This window comes from Corynebacterium sp. LK33, from assembly GCF_014334955.1.
GTDB classification, from domain to species: Bacteria; Actinomycetota; Actinomycetes; order Mycobacteriales; family Mycobacteriaceae; genus Corynebacterium; species Corynebacterium jeikeium_D.
In genome coordinates, this window is sequence record NZ_PDGU01000026.1 from 264066 (window position 1) to 284230 (window position 20165).

Genomic DNA, 20165 nt, shown 5'->3' on the forward strand with positions numbered 1-20165 from the left:
TAGCTATGAGTTTGCTTCTCAAAGACTACGGTGTGTTGGTGATTGGCGGTTCCACGGCTGCAGAGCGCGTGATTCCTCGGCTGTTGGACTCTGGCGCTGATGTCACTGTGTGTGAAGGTGGGGAAGTAACAACTGCGATTGAGGCCTGGGCTGCAGACGGCCGTATTACTTTGACCCGCACCGGTTTTACCGAGGCGATGAGCTGGGGCAAGGCTCTCATGGTCTGCTGTGACGAGGCGTTGTTGCGTGAGGTGACTCTAGAGGGACACCGCCGAGGTATTCTCGTCGACGATGAAACCGGGGCTTCCAGCCCGCTTACTCCTGTGGCGCTGACCGGCCGTCGCGCGTCGCGCGCTGGGGACCTCGCTGGTCAGGTCGCGCTTGTGGGTGGTGGCCCGGGCGACCCCGGTCTGATTACCGTTGAGGGGCGTCGCTTGCTCCGGCTTGCCGACGTTGTCGTTGCAGACCACCTCGGTCCACTGTCGCTGCTCGGTGACTTGGAGCCGGATGTCGAGATTATTGATGCCGGCAAGCTTCCTTACGGCCGCGCCATGGCTCAGGAGCGCATCAATGAACTGCTAGTTCATCGTGCCCGCGAGGGCTACTTTGTGGTCCGGCTCAAGGGTGGCGATCCGTACATCTTCGGCCGCGGTTTTGAAGAGCTTCAGGAGCTGCAGCAGGCAGGGGTACCGGTTCGAGTTGTGCCGGGTATCACCTCGGCACTGGCGGTACCGGGGACGATTGGTATTCCAGTAACAATGCGTGGCGTCAACCACGAATTCACTGTTGTGTCCGGTCACGTCCCACCGGGGCACAGGAAATCGCTGGTCAATTGGGATGCGCTGGGCCGGATGCACGGCACTATTGCCATCATTATGGGAGTTAAGAACGGGCCGAAGATTGCCGAGGCTCTGATGAAGGCCGGCCGCAGCCCGAAGACTCCGGCTGCGGTCATCCAGGACGGCACGTTGCCGAATCAGAGGTCGCTACGCTGCACACTCGGCGAGCTTGGCGAGAAAATGGTCGAAGAGGCAATCAAGCCGCCCGCCGTTATCGTCATCGGTGAAGTCGCCGGTCTGGATGAGGGCGATGAGTAAGAACAACAAGTCGAGCAACAACAAGTCGAAGAAACCAGAGCCAGAGCAGCAAAAGGCAGGGCTTGTTACCCGACTGCTTGCCGACGATCAGCTGCGTAGCGCCATCTGGATGGGTGCTGCGACCTTCCTGGTCTTCTACCTCGGAGCCATGATCATCTTCCGCCTCCTTCTCCTCGGCGGAGAAGGATCGCGATACGACAGCATTTTCATCGCTGTTATCGCTCTGATCGCCGCCATTGTGGCAGGCCGAAAGCGCTACAACGACGACATTTAGTTTTCCGGGACGCGGAAGATGAGGGTGTCGTCGTCAAGCGAGACGTCGTATCCTGCGGCGCGTGCGATGTCGACGGCCTCTGTGGGGGAGGTCGGTGTCGTGTCGGAAAGGGCGATGGCGCGGGCAAATAGGCCCTTGTAGTGCTTGTTGAAGTGGCTGACGATTTTGCCCTCGGCGGTGAGCACGGTCATCGTTGTCGCGCTCTTGACTTTGCCCAAATTGGCGTAGGTGCCGGAACGAAGGTCGATGAGGAAGTCGACATCATTGAGAGCCTCGGTGATGGCGGTGCCCCAACGGCGCTTCATTGTGGGAGCCGCGTCGGCAGGCTGATCCGCGAAGGGGAGCTTGACCGTACCAGAGAGACGGTAGTGGGGGATGAGGTCGTCCCCGCCAATGACACCGAAGAGCGCTGACCCGATGGCGAGTCGAGCACGGCCGGTTTCCGGCAAATCGCTGGGGGAGAGTGCGTCGTAGAGCACCCCGGTATAACGCTCGAGAGCCGGCATAGTCGGCGACTCTAGGAGCGCGGCATTAGCTGTGACTTCGTCAGCAAGCCGTGGCCCCAGCTTCAGTGTTTCCATCGCGGCTTCCCTGTTCGCACTTAGCGCCACGAGATCGGCTGCAATGCGCTCGCGGATGGGGTTGAGGGAGCCGAAGCTCAGCGAGGAAAAGTCTACTGCGGGATGGCTGCCACCAGTGGCTTTGGTTTCAGATGGGGGTAGGACTACGAGCATGGGCACCATAGTAATGCCCCGCATGTTGCGAAGAATGATCGACGGGTAAAATCAGCATTCATGATTACGCGAATGTCCCAGCTGTTCCTGCGCACACTGCGCGAGGATCCAGCTGACGCCGAGGTCCCTAGCCACAAGCTGCTCGTCCGTGCCGGCTACATCCGGCGAACTGCCCCTGGTGTGTACTCCTGGCTGCCACTGGGCTTGAAGGCTCTGCGCAACGTAGAGAAGGTTGTGCGCGAGGAGATGGAACGCATTGGCGCACAGGAGCTGGCATTCCCTGCACTGCTCCCGCGTGAACCGTACGAGGCGACGAATCGGTGGACCGAATACGGCCCCGAGCTGTTCCGTCTGAAGGATCGCAAGGGCGCGGACTACCTGCTGGGGCCGACGCACGAAGAGATGTTCGCGCTGGCTGTCAAGGATCTTTTCAGCTCCTACAAGGATTTCCCGACGACGCTGTTTCAGATTCAGACCAAGTACCGCGACGAGGCTCGCCCGCGCGCTGGTATTCTGCGTGGCCGCGAGTTCGTGATGAAGGACTCTTATTCCTTCGACATGGACGACGAGGGGCTGGAGAATTCTTATCAGCAGCACCGCGGTGCCTACCAGCGAATTTTTGACCGGCTGGGCATTAAGTACGAGATCTGCCACGCGACCTCCGGCGCTATGGGCGGTTCGGCCTCCGAGGAGTTCCTGGCTGTTAGCGAAAGTGGCGAAGACTCCTTCGTAGTCTCCACCGACGGTGAGTACGCCGCCAATGTGGAAGCCGTGAAGATTCCGGCAGTCGAACCGCAGCCGATTGAGGGACAGCCGGAGGCGAAGGTTTACGAGTCTCCGAACTGCACCACAATCGCAGCACTTGTTGATTGGGCCAATGGCGCGGACCTCGGACGCGAGGTCACTGCTGCCGATACTTTGAAGTGCGTTCTCGTCGCCGTCGACCCGAAGAAGGTCGATAAGGAGGGCAACGCCCTGCCGGAACAGCTCACCGCAATCCTGGTTCCCGGTGACCGTGAGGTCGATGAAAAGCGTCTCGAAGTCGCATTTGAACCGGGTGAGGCGCGCTTGCTGGAGGACAAGGACTTCGCAGCTAATGACTTCCTAATCAAGGGTTACGTCGGCCCGCAGGGGCTCGCCGATCACGGTGTGAAGATCCTAGCTGACCCCCGCGTGGCGGAGGGCACAAATTGGATTACAGGAGCCAACGAGGAAGGCAAGCACATCGTCGATGTGGTCGCTGGTCGCGACTTCCAGATTGATGGTATTTGCGATGTCGCAGAGGTGCGTGACGGCGACCCGGCTCCGGAGGGGCATGGCACGCTAAAGATCGAGCGCGGAATCGAGATCGGTCACATTTTCCAGTTGGGCCGCAAGTACACCAACGCCTTTGAAATCGACATCCTCGATGTCAACGGTAAGCGTGCTCGTCCGACGATGGGGTCCTACGGCATTGGCGTGTCCCGCCTGGTCGCTGTCCTCGCGGAACAGCAGTTGGATGAAAAGGGCCTCAAGTGGCCAGTTGCCGCGGCACCGTACAAGGTTCACATCGCTGTGGCCGGCAAGAACGCCGAAGCAGCTGAGGCCGCTGAACAGCTGGCGGAAGACCTCAGCCAGCAGGGCATTGAGGTGCTTTTCGACGACCGTCCGAAGGTCAGCCCCGGTGTGAAGTTCAAGGACGCCGAGCTGCTGGGTATGCCGTTTGTGGTCATCTTTGGCCGTGGCTACGCGGACGGCAAGGTGGAGCTGCGTAACCGCCTGACCAACGAGACCGACGAGGTCGCCGCTGACGGCATTGCAGCTCACGTCGCGGAGCTGGTTCGCAAGGCTTAGAGCCCGGGCAACGGCTCCAAGTTGTTGCCACCTAGCGCTGCCGCTCCGGCGGCAGCCACGCCAGCTGCCTGCAGCGCGAACATACGCATCCGAGGGTTATTAGCAGCGAGCAATACGTCTTCCCACGCCTGGGCACAATAGCGCTCCAATGCAATCATGTAATCGACGGGTGCCGTATCTGGCGAAGGAGCGCCTTCCGGCATATAGCCAGGTGCGCTCTCCGGCACCTCAACGTCGGAATCCTCCAGAATTAGTCGGGCACGATCGCGCAAAATTCGGTGGCGCTCGCCACGGGCCAAAAGTGCAGTAGTGGTATCGCCTCCGACACGTGGTGCGGCTACGCCGACACCGTAAATCATCATATATTCGGCTTGCAGTGCCTTAGTCATCTGTTCTTCGGCACCCGAGATTTCATCCCTGTCACTGGGAATCAATGGGACAAGCTCCTCCCACTCAGCGCCCGCAACACGCAGAGCGAGGACGATACCGCCATCGACAGCCGTGGCGAGGCGCGCAGTGTACTCCTCCCGCAATGCAGTGCGTGAATCCAAGGCATTCGTCAGTACGGGATTGTTTCGCGAGTCCGTGAGCAGTAATTTCGCATCGGAACCGGTAACCAGGGATCCTGGGACTGCTACGTCCGAGCCACATTCATCGACAGGTTTACCGTCCTTGTGGGTACCGCAGGCGCGTGTGATTTCCTTATCCAGTTCGGTTACCTGCGCGGAGCGCACCGCTGCGAGGTCAGGATTGGCGTCGCTAAGCGACTGTGCATCGCGCGCCGCCAGCGCATGGAGAACCTCAATGGCGTAATCGGGGCGCGGTGCCACCAGATGCGAGCACGCGGAAAGCGCAGGAAATGATCCCACGGCGAGGGCAGCAGCGAGGAAGCCACGGCGCGAGAGAGTACGAGTGCGATGCGATGCGGAAGCAAAACTGGGGGAGGGAGGTTCAACAATCACCTCACTATGGTGCCACGGCGGGCGGCACTTTGTGTCAACGCGGTGTGTGGAAACCGCCCAGGTGCGCAATTCCTAGTACTTGACCTGTAGACTCTACGACTATGGCGATACCCGCACCCGAGAAAATTGAACAGTTTGTGAGCCCGGCGCTCGCACAAATCGGCCTGGATGTGGAAGATGTCAAGGTCGTTCGCGCCGGCGCAAAGTCACAGGTCATTGTGTTAGTTGACGCAGATGAGCGTCCTGACCTCGATGTTCTGGAACAAGCCACGTATGAAGTATCTTCGGCTCTGGATGCAGCGGAGGCACGTGGTGAAGCGGACTTCGGCGCTCAGGGCTACACCTTGGAAGTTTCCACTCCTGGTATTGACGCACCGCTGACCCAGCCTCGGCACTGGCGTCGTAACCGTGGTCGTATTGCGGAGATTTCGCTTGCCGACGGTTCCGCGATTGCAGCCCGCATTGGTGCGCTGTCGCCGGATGAAGAATCCATCATTCTCGTTACCTCTAAGGGGCCAAAGGGACGTTTGAAGGCTGTTGGCCAGCGTGTCCAATTAACCAATGTGGCCCGTGCAGTGGTACAAGTTGAATTCTCTAATCCGCCCGCAGCCGAGAAGGATTTTGCGGGACTAGACTATGACGATGCCTTGACCAGGCTGGAGGATAACAAGTGAAGATTGAACTAGCTGCCCTGCGAACCTTGGAAAAGGAAAAGGGTATTCCTGTCGACGAAATGCTGGGACTGGTCGCCCGAGCATTGCGTGAAAGCTACCGTAGCACCACCGCACCGGCACAGTATGCGCGCGTCGAAATCGACCGTGAGACCGGTGACGTCATAGTCTTTGCCCAGGAGCGAGACGACGAGGGCAATCTCATCTCCGAATGGGACGACACTCCGGAGGACTTCGAGCGTACCGCTGCATTCGCTGTTCGTCAGACCATCCTTTCGCGTCTGCGGGATGCGGAGAGCGATAAGGTTCTCGACGAATACGCAGACCTGTCTAATCAGGTCATTTCCGGCGTGGTCCAGCGCGATGTCTATGCCAATGAAAAGGGCATTGTCGTCGTCCACATCGGTTCGGAGGCCAACGGCCGAGACGGTATTCTGATGCCGGCTGAGCAGCTGCCAGGTGAGGAACTCAAGCATGGTGACCGCATCAAGTGCTACGTCGTCGGTGTGAACAAGACACCGCGCGGTGTTGCGATTCACCTGTCACGCACGCATCCGGAGCTCATTCGTAAGCTCTTCGAACTTGAAGTTCCGGAAGTTGCCGATGGGGCAGTGGAATTGATTTCCATTGCGCGCGAGGCCGGTCACCGCACCAAGGTTGCTGTACGCCCCACGGTCAAGGGCCTCAACGCTAAGGGCGCCTGCATTGGGCCCCGCGGTCAGCGTGTGAACTCGATTATGAATGAGCTCAAGGGCGAGAAGATTGACATCATCGACTACGACGAGGATCCGGCGAAGTTCGTTGGTAACTCGCTGGCGCCCGCCAAGGTAGTTAGTGTCAAGATTCTGGACATGGACGAGCGCCGTGCACACGTTGTGGTGCCCGACTACCAGCTCTCTCTTGCTATCGGCAAGGAGGGACAGAATGCCCGTCTGGCGGCTCGTCTGACCGGCTGGCGAATCGATATCCACTCCGACGCGGAGTAGACACAACGTCAGCGTCCCAGCGGTTGCGAAAGTGGCGGGAAAGTGCCTAGGGGGTTGGCACTTTTCCGCCTTTTCGGGTTATGCTGGGAGGTGGCCAAACGACAAGGCGTGATTTTCCTATGCGAATTTTCGCGCTGAATTTCTTAGCAGGAAGGTGGGTGCGTCAGGAGTATGACGACTTCGCGGGTGCTAAACCCGAATTCGACAACTCATACGCCTGCACCCACACGTACCTGTATTGCAACTAAGCAGCGCCACAATTGCTCGGAGCTGCTACGCATTGTCGCCACCACCCGTTCAGATGGCTCAGTAGCCGTCGTTGCTGATCCGCATCGTCGGATGCAGGGGCGAGGTGCCTGGATCACCCCAACACTAAAGGCTTGGGAGATCGCCGACAAGCGCCGTGCATTTGGCCGCGCACTGAAGGTATCTACGCAGGTAGATGCGTTTCCGGTTAAACAGTTTATCGCCACGCACTACGAAGCGGCGGAGGGTTTCGCCCCCGCTGACGATGTGCGTGTCGCTAAGCAGGGAGGCAGGAAAAATGACAACAGAAAGACCTGAACACTGATGAGCACACGATGAAGCATCAGCGATGAACGGCAATAGATAAGAGGGAGCCCTGCAGGCGCTCTCGGTGCGCGGACGAATCCGCCATCGGGCGCTGCTCGGCCCCCACTAGTGAGGAGAGCAGTGTCCGGAAAGCTACGTGTCCATGAGCTCGCTAAGCAGCTCGGGGTCACCAGCAAAGAACTACTCGCCGAGCTGAAGGCTCAGGGCGAGTTTGTTAAGACCGCTTCTTCGACGGTGGAACCACCCGTCGTCAGGAAGATGAAGAAGGTCTACGAAGAGAAGAATGCTGGCGCAGGTGCTGACGCGTCTGCCCAGGCCCCAGCGACCAAGGCTGCAGCTAAGTCTGCTCCTAAGTCGGGTGCCAAGCCAGCTGCAAAGCCAGGCGCTAAGCCTGCTGCACCAGCGGCGGCAAAGCCGGGTGCCAAGCCAGCAGCTAAGCCAGGCGCTAAGCCTGCTGCACCAGCGGCGGCAAAGCCGGGTGCCAAGCCAGCAGCTAAGCCAGGCGCTAAGCCTGCTGCGCCAGCGGCGGCAAAGCCGGGTGCCAAGCCAGCTGCACCGTCCCGTTCGCCGAAGCCGGGACAGGAAATGCCACGCCCGCCGAAGCCTGCTGGCCCGAAGCCAGGGCCGAAGCCAGGCGCACGCGCACCGCGTGTGGCGAACAACCCATTCTCGACCGGCGGATCCTCCCGTCCGGCACCGCGGCCGTCGAACATGCCGCGTCCGCAGGGCGGTCCTGGCCGTCCGGGTCCGAAGCCGGGTGGACGCCAGGGCGGCCCTCGCCCGCAGGGTGGAAACGGCCGTCCGGGCCCGAAGCCGGGAGCACGCCAGGGTGGCCCTCGCCCGCAGGGTGGACAGGGTCGCGGTAATAAGCCGAGCGGCAATCGTCCGACTCCGGCAATGATGCCTTCGCACCCGAACCCGGGGCAGATGCCTGCAAAGGCAAGCCGCGGTGGCGGTGGCGGTGGCTTCGGCGGCCGTGGTCGCGGCCCGGGTGGCCCGGGTGGCGGACCGCGCGGTGGTCGCGGCGGACGTCGCGGTGGAACTGCAGGCGCATTCGGGCGACCAGGAGGCGCCCCGCGTCGCGGACGTAAGTCGAAGCGTCAGAAGCGCAACGAGTACGAGGCAATGCAGGCACCATCCGTGGTGGGCGGCGTTAAGCTGCCTAACGGTAAGGGCACGACCATTCGCCTCGCACGTGGTGCATCCCTGTCTGACTTCGCTGAGAAGATTAACGCCGATGCAGCATCGCTGGTCCAGGCGTTGTTCAACCTCGGCGAAATGGTGACGGCAACTGCATCGGTCTCCGACGAGACCCTGCAGCTGCTCGGCGACGAGATGGATTACAAGGTCCAGGTCGTCTCGCCTGAGGATGAGGACCGCGAGCTCCTCGAGTCCTTTGACCTCCAGTTCGGTGAGGACGAGGGCGACGATGAGGACCTGGAGCAGCGCCCGCCAGTGGTAACTGTGATGGGGCACGTCGACCACGGTAAGACGCGCCTGTTGGACACGATTCGTAAGGCCAACGTCGGTGGCCACGAGTCCGGTGGTATTACCCAGCACATCGGTGCCTACCAGGTGCCGGTGGAGCTCGACGGTGAGAAGCGCAAGGTTACCTTCTTGGATACCCCGGGTCACGAGGCGTTTACCGCCATGCGTGCTCGTGGTGCCAAGTCGACCGATATCGCGATTCTGGTTGTTGCAGCTGATGACGGCGTCATGCCGCAGACGGTTGAGGCTATTAACCACGCCAAGGCCGCTGATGTGCCGATTGTCGTTGCAGTCAACAAGATTGATAAGGAAACTGCAGATCCGCAGAAGATTCGTGGTCAGCTGACTGAATACGGTCTCACTGACGAAGAGTGGGGCGGCGACACTATGTTCGTCGATATCTCCGCTAAGCAAGGTCTCAACATCGATCAGCTTCTCGAAGCAGTGCTGTTGACTGCCGATGCTTCGCTGGATCTGCGCGCCAATCCGGATATGGACGCTCAGGGTGTCGCCATTGAGGCTCACCTTGACCGTGGCCGTGGTCCGGTGGCAACCGTTATCGTTCAGCGCGGTACGTTGCGCGTCGGTGATTCCATCGTTGTCGGTGACGCATATGGTCGTGTTCGCCGCATGGTCGATGAGTACGGCAACGACGTCGATGAGGCCGGTCCTTCCCGTCCGGTTCAGGTGCTCGGCCTGACCTCCGTACCGGGTGCTGGTGACAACCTCCTGGTTGTTGACGAGGATCGTACGGCCCGCCAGATTGCAGACCGCCGCGACGCACGTCGTCGTAATGCGCTGCAAGCACGTCGTCGCAAGCGCGTCTCCCTGGAGAACCTGGACGAGATTCTGAAGGAGACCAACACCCTCAACCTGATCCTGAAGGGCGACAACGCCGGTACCGTCGAGGCACTGGAAGAAGCCCTGCTCAAGATCGAGGTCGACGACGAGGTCGCTCTGAACATCATCGACCGTGGTGTCGGTGCTGTCACGCAGACCAACGTCACGCTGGCTGCTGCGTCTGACGCCGTCATCATCGGCTTCAACGTTCGCTCCGAGGGCAAGGCCACCGAGGTTGCCAATGCTGAGGGCGTTGACATCCGCTACTACACGGTGATCTACCGTGCTATCGAGGATGTCGAGGCTGCTCTGAAGGGCATGCTCAAGCCGGTCTACGAGGAGAAGGAGATTGGTCGTGCAGAGATTCGCGCCATCTTCAAGTCCTCCGCAGTTGGCCTCATCGCCGGCTGTATGGTCGAGTCCGGCAAGGTCCGCCGCAACGCGAAGGCTCGCCTGGTTCGTGACGGCAACGTCATTACGGATTCGGCGACTATCGAGTCGCTGAAGCGAGAGAAGGACGATGCCACCGAGGTCGCAGCCGGTTACGAGTGCGGTATGGTGCTGTCCTACCCGGACATCCAGGTGGACGACGTTATCGAGGTCTACGAGATGGTCGAGGTTCCGCGCACGTAGCGACGTAAGCTAAACACTGCGTGAACTTTGATAAGGCGCTCCCTTCGGGGAGCGCCTTTTTGCGTATCGTGTTCGTTATGGGCTTCAAAACTAATCTCTTTGCACTCTCAGATGAACTGCCGCGAACGAATATTTTGAATTATCCTCCTGCGAGCGCAGAGGAGACTCTTGCGCAATTGGACAAGATTTGGCCAGGGAAATTCGCCTTTGATTCCGAAGAAACCATTGAGGATGGTCATAATTGGTACTTCCACGCGGTAGCGTTTGGGCCAACGCTGCTTTTCGGGACCGACGACGTATACGACCTTATTGAGGACCCAGCGTTGGCGAACGATCCTCGCGAAAGTTGGTCACTGTGCATCAATAGTGTTGTCGATTTCTGCCACTATAAGACTCCTACCAGGGAATTAGAAGCAAGCTGCGAAGACTATGATTTTGACATGCAGCGGTTTTTCAGCTCTGGACGACTGTTGGATTTCGAGGTACCGTTCGCTAACGGTGAACACGTCGAGGTACTACATCCGACGGATGTGGCTGAATGGGAACAAACCCATGGCAGTGTGGCGCCCAAGGATAAAAATGGTGAGGTAAGTTACCTTTTCCATCCGCTGGAGCTAGGTAATGCTGCAGTTAAATGGATTTTCGGCATCGAGGGAGAAACACCATTGCAGGACAGTGTGATGGATTCACTGCCTGACTGCTCCCATGTTAATGGGTTACCGATGTACAACTTCGTGGAGCGCCGTTAAGAGCGTACGGGTAGGCTGCGTTTCAGCTGCGCAATTCCGTAGTAGCGACTCCCCATGCCGTCGATGACATCGATGGTGGTGACAGTGTTGTCGTGATGATTAATGGGTTAAAACAAAGGGCGAGCGTGCGGCGAAGCAATTGGCTGCACTCGGTAAACGGGTGCGGGCGAAGTCGCGAAACATGCGGTTCGAAGTTGAGTAGTGTTTTGCGTGTTAGTATTAGCAGTCCTTTGTATTGAACCGTTTTGCCGGATCCCAAATGGGTCTTTGTCAGTGAAGGGGCGCTTCAGGCCCCACGCTAAATGGGGTCTAGCTACGAATCGTTACGCACAGGTAGAGATAGATAGGGAGTAGCCAAAAATGGCAGATCCAGCACGCGCGCGCAGGCTGTCCAAGCGTATTCAGGAGATTGTCGCCAGCGCAATTGAGCGTGAGATTAAGGACCGGCGGCTGGAGTTTGTGACTATCACCGACTGCCGCGTCACCGGCGATTTGCACGACGCCACAGTTTTCTACACTGTGCGCGGACGTACGCTCGACGAGGAACCGGACTACGAGTCGGCAGCAGCAGCGCTGGAAAAGGCGAAGGGGCAGCTGCGTTCCCTGGTCGGTCGTGGCACCGGTGTGCGCTACACACCGACGCTGGCTTTTGAGGTTGACACCGTGCCGGAGATTTCCGCGCACCTTGAGGAGCTGCTCGATAAGACTCGCGCGCGCGACGCGGAATTGGCTGAGCAGGCTAGAAACGCAAAGCCCGCAGGCGATGCCAACCCATACCGCGACGAGGAGTAAAACTCTCCACCGGCCACATCTATCGATGAAAGGGGCACCCACGTGACCACTTCTCCGCAGGCTCAGGAGCAGGCAGCTCACCAGCTTTCCCAGGCGATTAATCGCCGCATGTCCAAGCCGATTCAGCAGATGCAGGATATGCTTGCCGACGCCAAGAAGGTCGGCGTCATTGCCCATGTTCACCCCGATGCGGATGCGATTGGTGCTGCATCTGCGATGGTCATGGCACTTGTACAACGTGGCATTTCGGCTGTAGCCAGCTACGGTGAGAGCGATTTGCCAGCCAAGTCGCTGCTGACCATCCCCGGATGGGAGCGATTTGTCGAGTACACGGACTTGGATGAAGACATTGATACGTGGGTGACTGTCGACTGCGCAAGCCCGGGGCGCCTCGGTGCGCTGGAAGATCGCGTGATGGCCTCCGACCGCGTTATCAATGTTGACCATCACGCGACCAACACTCGCTTTGGGTCCGTCAACATGGTTGACGAACGCGCAGAGTCCTCGACCATGGTGCTCCTGGACTTCTTTGGTGTCTGGGGTATCAAGCTGACCACGCCGATGGCTCATGCTCTCTATGCAGGGCTGTTGACGGACACCGCATCGTTCCAGTTCGGCCATTCCCGCATGCACACTGCAGCGGCGCGCCTGCTGGATAAGGGGCTCAATCCGCGCACGATTGGTGCACAGCTGCTGGAAGAACATCCGTTTGCCTACCTTCCATTCCTGGGCAAGGTGCTTTCCACCGCGACATTGGTGCCCGAGTGGGGCGACGGCGCTGGCCTAATCCACGTCGTCATTGAGTACGACCAGACCGCCGAAGTTGGCCACGATGAGATTGAATCGGTCGTGGACATTGTGCGTACGACTAATGCGGCCGACGTCTGTGCCGTGCTTAAGGAGTATGAGCCAAACCAGTGGGCCGTCTCGCTGCGTTCTCGCGAGCTTGTCGATGTCTCCCAGGTCGCCCTGGAAATTGGCGGCGGTGGCCACGAGCGTGCCGCCGGTCTGACTCGGGAGTGCAGCAAGGATGAGCTGCTGCAGGCCATCCTGGACACCAGCGATGTCGCAGCCCAGGCACGCCGAGGCACAAGCGAGGCCTAGGGGATTGTCGGACTCGCGAGAAACTCAGGAACACACTGAGATTGAGCACACTGACATAGAGCGAACCGGGCACAGTGCGAAGTCAGATGTCAGCCTTCGCGCAATCGTTTCGCTGGCGCTGCCAGCGTTGGGCGTTCTTGCCGCGCCCGCCCTCTATGTGCTGCTGGATACGGCTGTCATTGGTCGGCTTGGAGCTGTCCAGCTTGCGGCGCTTGCCGCTGGTTCGACGGTATTTTCCGTGGTAACTACGCAGCTCACTTTCTTGGCTTACGGCACGACCGCCCGATCAGCGCGAGCCTTTGGCAGGGGCAACGTGGACGAGGCGGTTGAAGAGGGACTGCAAGCGACGTGGGTCGCCATCTTTGTGGGCCTTAGTCTCTTTGCCATCATCGTGGGGCTAGCACCAGTATTTACCGGTTGGTTAGCTCCTCATCCGGAGGTCGCTCATGATGCCGGGCAATGGTTGCGAGTTGCTGCCTTTGCCATTCCGCTGACGTTGATTGCACAGGCCGGAAATGGTTGGCTGCGCGGTATCCAAAACACCCGCGCGCCGCTGCTATATGTGCTCTCAGGCCTTGTTCCGGCAGCCATTGTGATTGTGCCGCTGGTCCGCGCCTTCGGTCTCGAGGGCTCTGCGATGGCCGTTCTTTTCGGCGAATTGATTACCGGCGGGCTGTTCCTCCGCCGTCTTTTCAAAGAGTGCTCTAGCCGCAAGCTCTCCATGCGCCCGAATGGCGCCATTATCAAAAGCCAGCTGGTCCTCGGCCGCGATCTCATCGTTCGCTCCTTGTCCTTCCAGGTAGCGTTCCTCTCCGCCGCAGCGGTTGCTGGCCGCGTTGGGCCGACCACGCTCGGTGGGCACCAGGTCATGCTGCAACTGTGGAACCTGATTTCGTTGGTGCTCGACTCGCTAGCGATTGCTGCACAGACGCTCGTCGGTGCAGCGTTGGGCGGTAGCTCCACGGCCGTTGCCCGCTGGACTGGCAAGCGCGTGACTGTCTGGTCAAGCGTCATTGCCCTCGGCCTAGCGGCTGTTTTCGCAGTAGGTAATGCCAGTATCGTCCGCATTTTTACCGACGCCACAGGCGTGATTGACGCAGTCACCGCTGGACCATGGTGGATTCTCGTCGCAATGATTCCTATTGGCGGTGTCGTCTTCGCGCTCGATGGCGTGTTGCTCGGCGCCGGCGACGCAGCCTTCCTCCGTAACGCCACCGTTAGCGCGGTCCTGTGCGGATTCCTCCCACCGGTCTGGCTGGCGCAGGCATTTGGCTGGGGGCTGACCGGCGTGTGGTGCGGTCTCTTGGCCTTCATGATTCTGCGACTCATCTTTGTCGCTACCCGTTTCCGTGGAGAGAAATGGTACGGCATCAGCGCATGAGTGTGCTTGCCGACGTCCAGGAGTACTTGGCCAGGCATTTGCCCGCCGGTAGCCGGCTGGTTATTGACTCCAATGCCGAGCGTCCGTTTAGTGATGCGGAATTGCAGCAGCTCCGTACTGCTGAGTTGAGGCTGTCTGATAGTGCAGCACCTGCTCGAATCCGTGATTTCACCCGAGGGCGCCTCGCTGCGCATGAGGCGGTGCAACGGCTAGGAGAGTCTGCCCCACATGGGATTGGCATGTCGGCCACCGGAGCGCCGCTGTGGCCACAAGGGATCGTGGGGTCAATTAGCCACTGCGGCAGGGCCGTGGCAGCCGTGTCCGCGAGCGCTGAACAGCTGCAGGGGATTGGCATCGATGTCGAGGTCGAGCAGACTCTAGAGTTAGGAATCATCGATGCAGTCTTGCGCACTGACGAAGCACGCCTTGACCCGCTGGTGCAATTTAGCGCCAAGGAATCAATGTACAAACTCTGGGAGCCGATAGTCGGGCAGTGGCTGGACTTCGACGAAGTCTCCGTGCAACCGAGGAAGAAACGGATAGCAGGGCGAGGTTTTTCCCGAGGACTCACAGGCGGACCTTTACAGCTAACGTTTCACCGTGAGATTCCCGACGCCTTCTGCGGAGTAAAAGGCTTCTGGGCTCGCGGTGCAGGCATCGTTGCAACCGCGGTGTGGCTCGAGCAGTCTTAAAATCCTTGAGAGGTAGTCACAGCGTGGCCGGGCGCACCACGAAGACCGTCTTAGCCCGTTTGCCAGATTCTGTGAGCAGCGCCGGAACCTTTCCCGTTGGTGACACCGCCGCATAGACTCCAGGTTTTCCGATCGGCTCCAGCCACTTGCCCTGAGCCAAATCAGTCGCCTGCTGTTCAGTAATTTCGCGGGTATCAAAGCAACGCAGGCAGGCCTCGTCCAGACTCATCGGCAGCAAGGAAGCGGCGCGCTCCGGGACTGGGCGTCGCATCTCCGCAATTTCTGGATTGGCGGTGTCGAACTGCTCGGCCTTCGCCGTGAGCTCGTCGATAGTCAACGCCTCATCAATAGTGAAAACGCCGGCGGCAGTACGTCGAAGCGCGGTGAGATGACCACCGACCCCCAATGCATCCCCCAAGTCACGAGCTAGGGCGCGGATGAAAGTGCCGGCAGAGCAGTCGACCTCCACGTCGATATCGATGCACTCCCCGGGACGGGAAGGATCGGAGTCGTGGCGGATGTCCTGAACCTCGTAGCGGGTGATTGTCACTGGGCGCGCAGGGATATCGACCTTCTCACCACGGCGGATGCGCTCGTAGGCGCGGACACCGTCAATCTTCACCGCGGATACCGCCGCGGGTTTTTGCATGATCGTGCCGGTGAACTTCGCAATTTCCTTTCGAACCATTTCATCGGTCACCGATGCCGCCGAGGATTCGGAGAGCAACTCGCCCTCGGCGTCGTCGGTAAGCGTGGCAGCGCCGAGCCGAATGGTGGCTTGGTAGGACTTCGTGTCCGCGTGGACATGTGGCAGGAAACGGGTGCCGCGGCCGATGCCGAGGACGAGCACACCGGTGGCCATTGGGTCGAGGGTGCCTGAGTGGCCGACCTTCTTGGTGCGGAAGATGCGACGGAGTTTGCCCACTACATCGTGGCTTGTCCAGCCTTGGGGCTTGTCCACGATGACAATGCCGGAGTCTGCAATCGGATCGAAGTCGGTCATAGACGCAATCCTATGTTGCGCTATATGCGGTGTGTTAAACGGTGACCAGTTACACTGGCTCTCTGTGGAGATTTGGTATGGCTTGGACAATGCACCCGAAGACCTGGGGGACACGGTCGTAACCATCGGAGTGTTCGATGGTATTCATCTTGGGCATAAGCGCCTGATAGCTGCTGCGGTCAGTGACGCTCGTGCTCGTGGCGTGAAATCGCTGTTGATGACTTTCGACCCCAATCCCGTAGCGCTGTTTGCCCCGGATAAGGTGCCGCCGGCACTGTCCACTGTGTCCCGTCGCGCCGAGCTGGCAGAAGCGGAGGGAATCGATGCCATGCTTGTCGTGCCTTTCGACAAGAACTTCTCCAGCATCCCCGCAGAAGACTTTGTGCGCACCGTTGTCCGCGACAAGCTGAATGCACAGGCCGTCTTCGTTGGCCAGAACTTCACCTATGGGCAGAAGGCCGCAGGTACCGCCGAGACTATGCCGGAGCACGGCCGTAAGTGTGGGGTCGACGTCACCATCGTCGACCTCCTCGACGTCACTGCCGCGGACTCGACCGAACGTGTTTCGTCGACACGTATTCGCGGTTTGCTTGCCGACGGTGCGGTGTCCGCAGCCGCCTCGTGTCTCGGGTACTTCTACCGCGTCGATGGTGATGTTATTCCAGGTCAGGGGCGTGGGGGAGCGCAGCTGGGCTTTCCGACCGCCAATATTGACTTCGCTGAGGGCCTAGCAATCCCGGCTGATGGTGTCTACGCGGCATGGTTCACGGTTCAGCCGACGGCAGCCCGCCCGGAGCCGGACCCGAAGGGCGATATCGAGTTTGGGGTGCGCTACCCAGCGGCCGTGTCGGTGGGCACTAATGTGACCTTTGGAGACACTGATCGAACGGTCGAGGCCTACGTGATTGACCGTCATGCGGACCTCTACGGCACCGCTGGGCAGGTTGAGTTTGTCGACCGGATTCGCGGAATGGAGAAGTTCGACTCGGTCGAGAAGCTCATTGACCGGATGAACCAGGACGTGGCAGACACCGAGGCCATTTTGGCTAAGACCGATTAGCTGTTAAAGTAAAACGTCGGCTGTGACTGCGGTCCACAAGCAGTTGCGAGGAACCAGCTGCCAGACGCTGTTTGGTTCCGGGAAAGCCGAGAATGTGGACTGAAAAAACGACCATAATTTGATTCAAGGAGTTAGATTTACATGGCTTTGAACACTGCAGAAAAGGCTGAGATTCTCAAGGAGTTCGGCCTGCACGAGACCGACACCGGTTCCCCGGAGGCTCAGGTTGCACTGCTGACCGCACGTATTCGTCAGCTGACCGAGCACCTGAAGTTCCACAAGCACGATCACCACTCCCGTCGTGGTCTGCTGCTGCTGGTCGGTCGCCGCAAGGGCCTGCTGCAGTACCTGCAGGACAACGACGTTGAGCGCTACCGTAAGCTGATCGAGCGCCTGGGTCTGCGTCGCTAAGGTTCTCCCTAATGTCTTGTTTGTCAGAGCTTCATTGGTGTAAGTTGCTCTGTTAATTCAAGGCTTTTAAGCTTTTTAGACTCGCCGTTTGGGTTTCCATTGGATGGAAGCTCACGGCGGGTCTTTTTTGTTCACTTGTCGTTGTGGTATTCACTCATCGATGCGCTGTAGCGTGGCCACAAGTGAATCCCTCATCGACATGTGGAGGGGGTGATCGAAAGCGTGCGCATAAGTGCCGGGGCCCCATCGATAAGACACGGTAATTCGTCGATAAGACACGGTAAACCATCGATGAGTCAAGAAAAGTCATCGATAAGTGCCCCCGCCCCGCAAACTCCTGGAACCCCGCGTAGGTGCAAGAACCCAGATGGCAGTGAGATATCTCCGATCCGTCCAATACAAGAACTTTCCGCGTTAGCTGGTAGAATGCGTGACGCAAACGAAGTTCATTCGATCTTTTACAGGCGACATCGATGATCGCCGCTATTTCTAGGAGTAAGAAACCTATGGCCAACAGCAAGGCTGTTGAATTTTTCTTTGATGAGGATTTCGGTATTACCGAGGCCGTTGCCACCATCGACAATGGTGATTTCGGCACCCGCACCATTCGCTTTGAAACGGGCCAGCTGGCTCGTCAGGCCGATGGTTCGGTGACCACCTACTTGGACGAGGAGACCATGCTCCTGTCCACCGTCACCGCTTCCAACCAGCCCCGCGAGGGCTTTGATTTCTTCCCGCTGACCGTCGACGTTGAAGAGCGTATGTACGCTGCGGGCAAGATTCCGGGTTCGTTCTTCCGCCGTGAGGGCCGCCCGTCCACCGATGCCATCCTGGCATGTCGTCTGATTGACCGTCCGCTGCGTCCGACCTTCGTCAAGGGCCTTCGCAACGAGGTACAGGTTGTCGTCACCGTCATGTCCTGGGATCCGAAGGACCGTTATGACGTTGTCGCAATCAACGGCGCGTCAGCTGCAACTCAGCTTTCCGGGCTGCCGGTTTCCGGCGCTGTCGGTGGCGTCCGCATCGCGCTCGTTGCTGATGACAAGCACCCAGAGGGTGCATGGGTCGCTTTCCCGACCGAGGAGCAGCACGAGCAGGCTCTGTTCGAGATGGTCGTCGCTGGCCGTATCGTCACCCGCAAGCGTCGCGGCAAGAACGTCGAAGATGTCGCCATCATGATGGTGGAGGCCGGAGCAGGGGAGACCGTCGTCAAGCGTATTGCTGACGGTGCACCGGCGCCGACCGAGGACATCGTCGCCGCTGGCCTCGAGGCAGCAAAGCCGCACATCAAGGTTCTGTGTGAGGCACAGAAGGGTCTGGCTGAGCGCGCAGCGAAGGAAACGCAGGAGTTCCCGCTGTTCCCGGCATACAGCGATGAGATTTTTGACGCAGTCGAGAAGAAGTCCGCTAAGAAGCTGGCCAAGCTGCTCACCATTCCGGGTAAGCAGGAACGAGATGACGCCACCAATGAGTACATGGAGGACGTCGAGGGGCAGCTGCTGGAGCGCTTCGTATCCGATGATGTCGACGAGCAAACTGCATCTAAGCAGATTCGCGCTGCATACAACGCAGTGATGAAGCAGATTGTCCGTGAGAAGATTCTGGCTGAGGGCTTCCGCATCGATGGTCGCGGTGTCACCGACATTCGTGACCTGGGCGTTGAGGTCGGTCTGATTCCGCGTGCCCACGGCTCTTCGCTGTTTGAGCGCGGCGAGACCCAGATTCTGGGTGTCACCACTTTGGACATGCTGAAGATGGAGCAGCAGATTGACTCGCTGACTCCTGTTACCTCCAAGCGCTACATCCACCACTACAACTTCCCGCCGTACTCCACCGGCGAGACCGGTCGTGTTGGCTCTCCGAAGCGCCGCGAGATTGGTCACGGGGCACTGGCTGAGCGCGCTCTGCTGCCGGTCGTGCCGTCCCGCGAGGAATTCCCGTACACCATTCGCCAGGTCTCCGAGGCTCTTGGATCCAATGGTTCGACCTCCATGGGCTCGGTCTGTGCTTCGACTCTGTCGCTGTACAACGCCGGTGTGCCGCTGAAGGCTCCGGTTGCCGGTATCGCCATGGGTCTAGTTTCCGGCGAGGTTGACGGTGAGAACCGCTTCGTCGCACTGACCGATATTCTCGGTGCCGAAGACGCATTCGGTGACATGGACTTCAAGGTCGCTGGTACTGCGGACTTCATTACCGCACTGCAGCTGGACACCAAGCTCGACGGTATTCCGTCGAAGGTTCTGGCCGATGCTCTGTCCCAGGCTCGTGATGCACGTCTGGCCATCCTGTCCACCATGGCTGAGGTCATCGAGTCTCCGGACGAGATGAGTGGTCTCGCTCCGAAGATCACCACCGTTAAGGTTCCGGCTTCGAAGATCGGTGAGCTCATCGGTCCGAAGGGCAAGACCATCAACGGCATCACCGAGGAAACCGGTGCTGACATCTCTATCGAGGACGACGGCACCGTATTTGTCTCGGCAACTTCCGGTAAGGCCGCAGACGCTGCAATCGAGCAGATTAATGCGATTGCTAACCCGCAGCTGCCGAAGGTCGGCGAACGCTACCTGGGCACTGTCGTGAAGACTGTCGCTTTCGGTGCTTTCGTCTCCCTGACTCCGGGCCGTGACGGTCTGATCCACATCTCCAAGCTCGGTGGCGACAAGCGCATCGAGAAGGTCGAGGATGTCATCAACGTCGGCGACAAGATTCAGGTCGAAATCGCTGATATCGACAACCGCGGCAAGATCTCGCTGGTTCCGGTCGAAGACAACTAATGCTTGGCGACGGAGGATGTGCTGTAGGTAGCCTCCGACAACGCGTGTAGCGATGGCGCGGTTAGGTCACAAATTGACCTAACCGCGCTTTTGTTTTGGGTTAATCTC

At 59.2% G+C, this 20165-nt stretch carries 18 protein-coding genes; 15 read left to right on the top strand and 3 right to left on the bottom strand.

Translation table 11 applies throughout. The features are described 5' to 3' along the window. Positions 1 to 5 precede the first annotated feature (5 nt). Together cobA and CRD20_RS10060 are read left to right on the top strand one after the other, a co-directional pair. Positions 6 to 1097, top strand: a complete 1092-nt coding sequence (gene cobA / locus CRD20_RS10055) for a uroporphyrinogen-III C-methyltransferase (protein WP_070602448.1) — start codon at positions 6 to 8, stop codon at positions 1095 to 1097. Next, positions 1090 to 1371, top strand: coding sequence for a hypothetical protein (locus tag CRD20_RS10060; protein ID WP_239271971.1), 282 nt, complete (start codon positions 1090 to 1092; stop codon positions 1369 to 1371). The genes cobA and CRD20_RS10060 overlap by 8 nt, the downstream gene beginning before the upstream one ends. Here CRD20_RS10060 and CRD20_RS10065 read toward each other — a convergent pair. Next, positions 1368 to 2105 (bottom strand): YaaA family protein, encoded by a 738-nt coding sequence (locus CRD20_RS10065; RefSeq protein WP_042389272.1) that lies wholly within the window; start codon positions 2103 to 2105, stop codon positions 1368 to 1370. The two genes, CRD20_RS10060 and CRD20_RS10065, sit on opposite strands and share 4 nt — an antisense overlap. A gap of 60 nt (positions 2106 to 2165) precedes the next feature. On the opposite strand from CRD20_RS10065, the gene CRD20_RS10070 reads away from it, so the two are divergent. After that, positions 2166 to 3938 (top strand): proline--tRNA ligase, encoded by a 1773-nt coding sequence (locus CRD20_RS10070; protein ID WP_070644030.1) that lies wholly within the window; start codon positions 2166 to 2168, stop codon positions 3936 to 3938. Here the strand turns inward: CRD20_RS10070 and CRD20_RS10075 are convergent. Further along, complete coding sequence (locus CRD20_RS10075; RefSeq protein WP_224783777.1) at positions 3935 to 4900, bottom strand: DUF4439 domain-containing protein; 966 nt, start codon at positions 4898 to 4900, stop codon at positions 3935 to 3937. The two genes, CRD20_RS10070 and CRD20_RS10075, sit on opposite strands and share 4 nt — an antisense overlap. Positions 4901 to 5001: 101 nt before the next feature. On the opposite strand from CRD20_RS10075, the gene rimP reads away from it, so the two are divergent. The 9 genes from rimP to CRD20_RS10120 all read left to right on the top strand — a co-directional run bounded on the left by rimP (position 5002) and on the right by CRD20_RS10120 (position 14809). Next, positions 5002 to 5574 (top strand): ribosome maturation factor RimP, encoded by a 573-nt coding sequence (gene rimP, locus CRD20_RS10080; protein ID WP_016422583.1) that lies wholly within the window; start codon positions 5002 to 5004, stop codon positions 5572 to 5574. Further along, positions 5571 to 6557 carry a transcription termination factor NusA gene (gene nusA / locus CRD20_RS10085; protein ID WP_070862709.1) on the top strand — a complete coding sequence of 329 codons (987 nt, stop codon included), beginning with the start codon at positions 5571 to 5573 and terminating at the stop codon, positions 6555 to 6557. Before rimP ends, nusA begins: the two co-directional genes overlap by 4 nt. 171 nt (positions 6558 to 6728) lie before the next feature. Next, positions 6729 to 7121 carry a YlxR family protein gene (locus CRD20_RS10090; RefSeq protein ID WP_016422585.1) on the top strand — a complete coding sequence of 131 codons (393 nt, stop codon included), beginning with the start codon at positions 6729 to 6731 and terminating at the stop codon, positions 7119 to 7121. A gap of 129 nt (positions 7122 to 7250) precedes the next feature. Next, complete coding sequence (infB, locus tag CRD20_RS10095; RefSeq protein ID WP_187405342.1) at positions 7251 to 10091, top strand: translation initiation factor IF-2; 2841 nt, start codon at positions 7251 to 7253, stop codon at positions 10089 to 10091. A gap of 20 nt (positions 10092 to 10111) precedes the next feature. Beyond that, positions 10112 to 10840 carry a hypothetical protein gene (locus CRD20_RS10100; RefSeq protein ID WP_048733528.1) on the top strand — a complete coding sequence of 243 codons (729 nt, stop codon included), beginning with the start codon at positions 10112 to 10114 and terminating at the stop codon, positions 10838 to 10840. A 360-nt stretch (positions 10841 to 11200) separates the two neighbouring features. After that, positions 11201 to 11632, top strand: a complete 432-nt coding sequence (rbfA, locus tag CRD20_RS10105; protein ID WP_016422588.1) for a 30S ribosome-binding factor RbfA — start codon at positions 11201 to 11203, stop codon at positions 11630 to 11632. Between the two features lie 42 nt (positions 11633 to 11674). Next, positions 11675 to 12736, top strand: coding sequence for a bifunctional oligoribonuclease/PAP phosphatase NrnA (locus CRD20_RS10110; RefSeq protein ID WP_070643398.1), 1062 nt, complete (start codon positions 11675 to 11677; stop codon positions 12734 to 12736). A gap of 4 nt (positions 12737 to 12740) precedes the next feature. Then, entirely contained in the window at positions 12741 to 14117 is a 1377-nt protein-coding gene (locus CRD20_RS10115; RefSeq protein WP_083310536.1) for an MATE family efflux transporter, read from the top strand. Beyond that, positions 14096 to 14809: a 4'-phosphopantetheinyl transferase gene (locus tag CRD20_RS10120; RefSeq protein WP_070602457.1), complete on the top strand. Its 714-nt coding sequence runs from the start codon at positions 14096 to 14098 to the stop codon at positions 14807 to 14809. Before CRD20_RS10115 ends, CRD20_RS10120 begins: the two co-directional genes overlap by 22 nt. A 16-nt stretch (positions 14810 to 14825) precedes the next feature. Here CRD20_RS10120 and truB read toward each other — a convergent pair whose 3' ends face one another. Continuing rightward, positions 14826 to 15812 carry a tRNA pseudouridine(55) synthase TruB gene (gene truB / locus CRD20_RS10125; protein ID WP_070602459.1) on the bottom strand — a complete coding sequence of 329 codons (987 nt, stop codon included), beginning with the start codon at positions 15810 to 15812 and terminating at the stop codon, positions 14826 to 14828. 64 nt (positions 15813 to 15876) lie between these two features. On the opposite strand from truB, the gene CRD20_RS10130 reads away from it, so the two are divergent. The 3 genes from CRD20_RS10130 (at position 15877) to CRD20_RS10140 (ending at position 20057) form a co-directional block, all read left to right on the top strand. Beyond that, positions 15877 to 16872 carry a bifunctional riboflavin kinase/FAD synthetase gene (locus tag CRD20_RS10130; RefSeq protein WP_187405343.1) on the top strand — a complete coding sequence of 332 codons (996 nt, stop codon included), beginning with the start codon at positions 15877 to 15879 and terminating at the stop codon, positions 16870 to 16872. Positions 16873 to 17013: 141 nt separating this feature from the next. Continuing rightward, positions 17014 to 17283 (top strand): 30S ribosomal protein S15, encoded by a 270-nt coding sequence (gene rpsO / locus CRD20_RS10135; protein WP_016422594.1) that lies wholly within the window; start codon positions 17014 to 17016, stop codon positions 17281 to 17283. A gap of 506 nt (positions 17284 to 17789) precedes the next feature. Next, on the top strand, positions 17790 to 20057 hold the full coding sequence (locus CRD20_RS10140) for a polyribonucleotide nucleotidyltransferase (RefSeq protein WP_069358747.1): 2268 nt from the start codon (positions 17790 to 17792) through the stop codon (positions 20055 to 20057). The last annotated feature ends 108 nt before the right edge of the window (positions 20058 to 20165 follow it).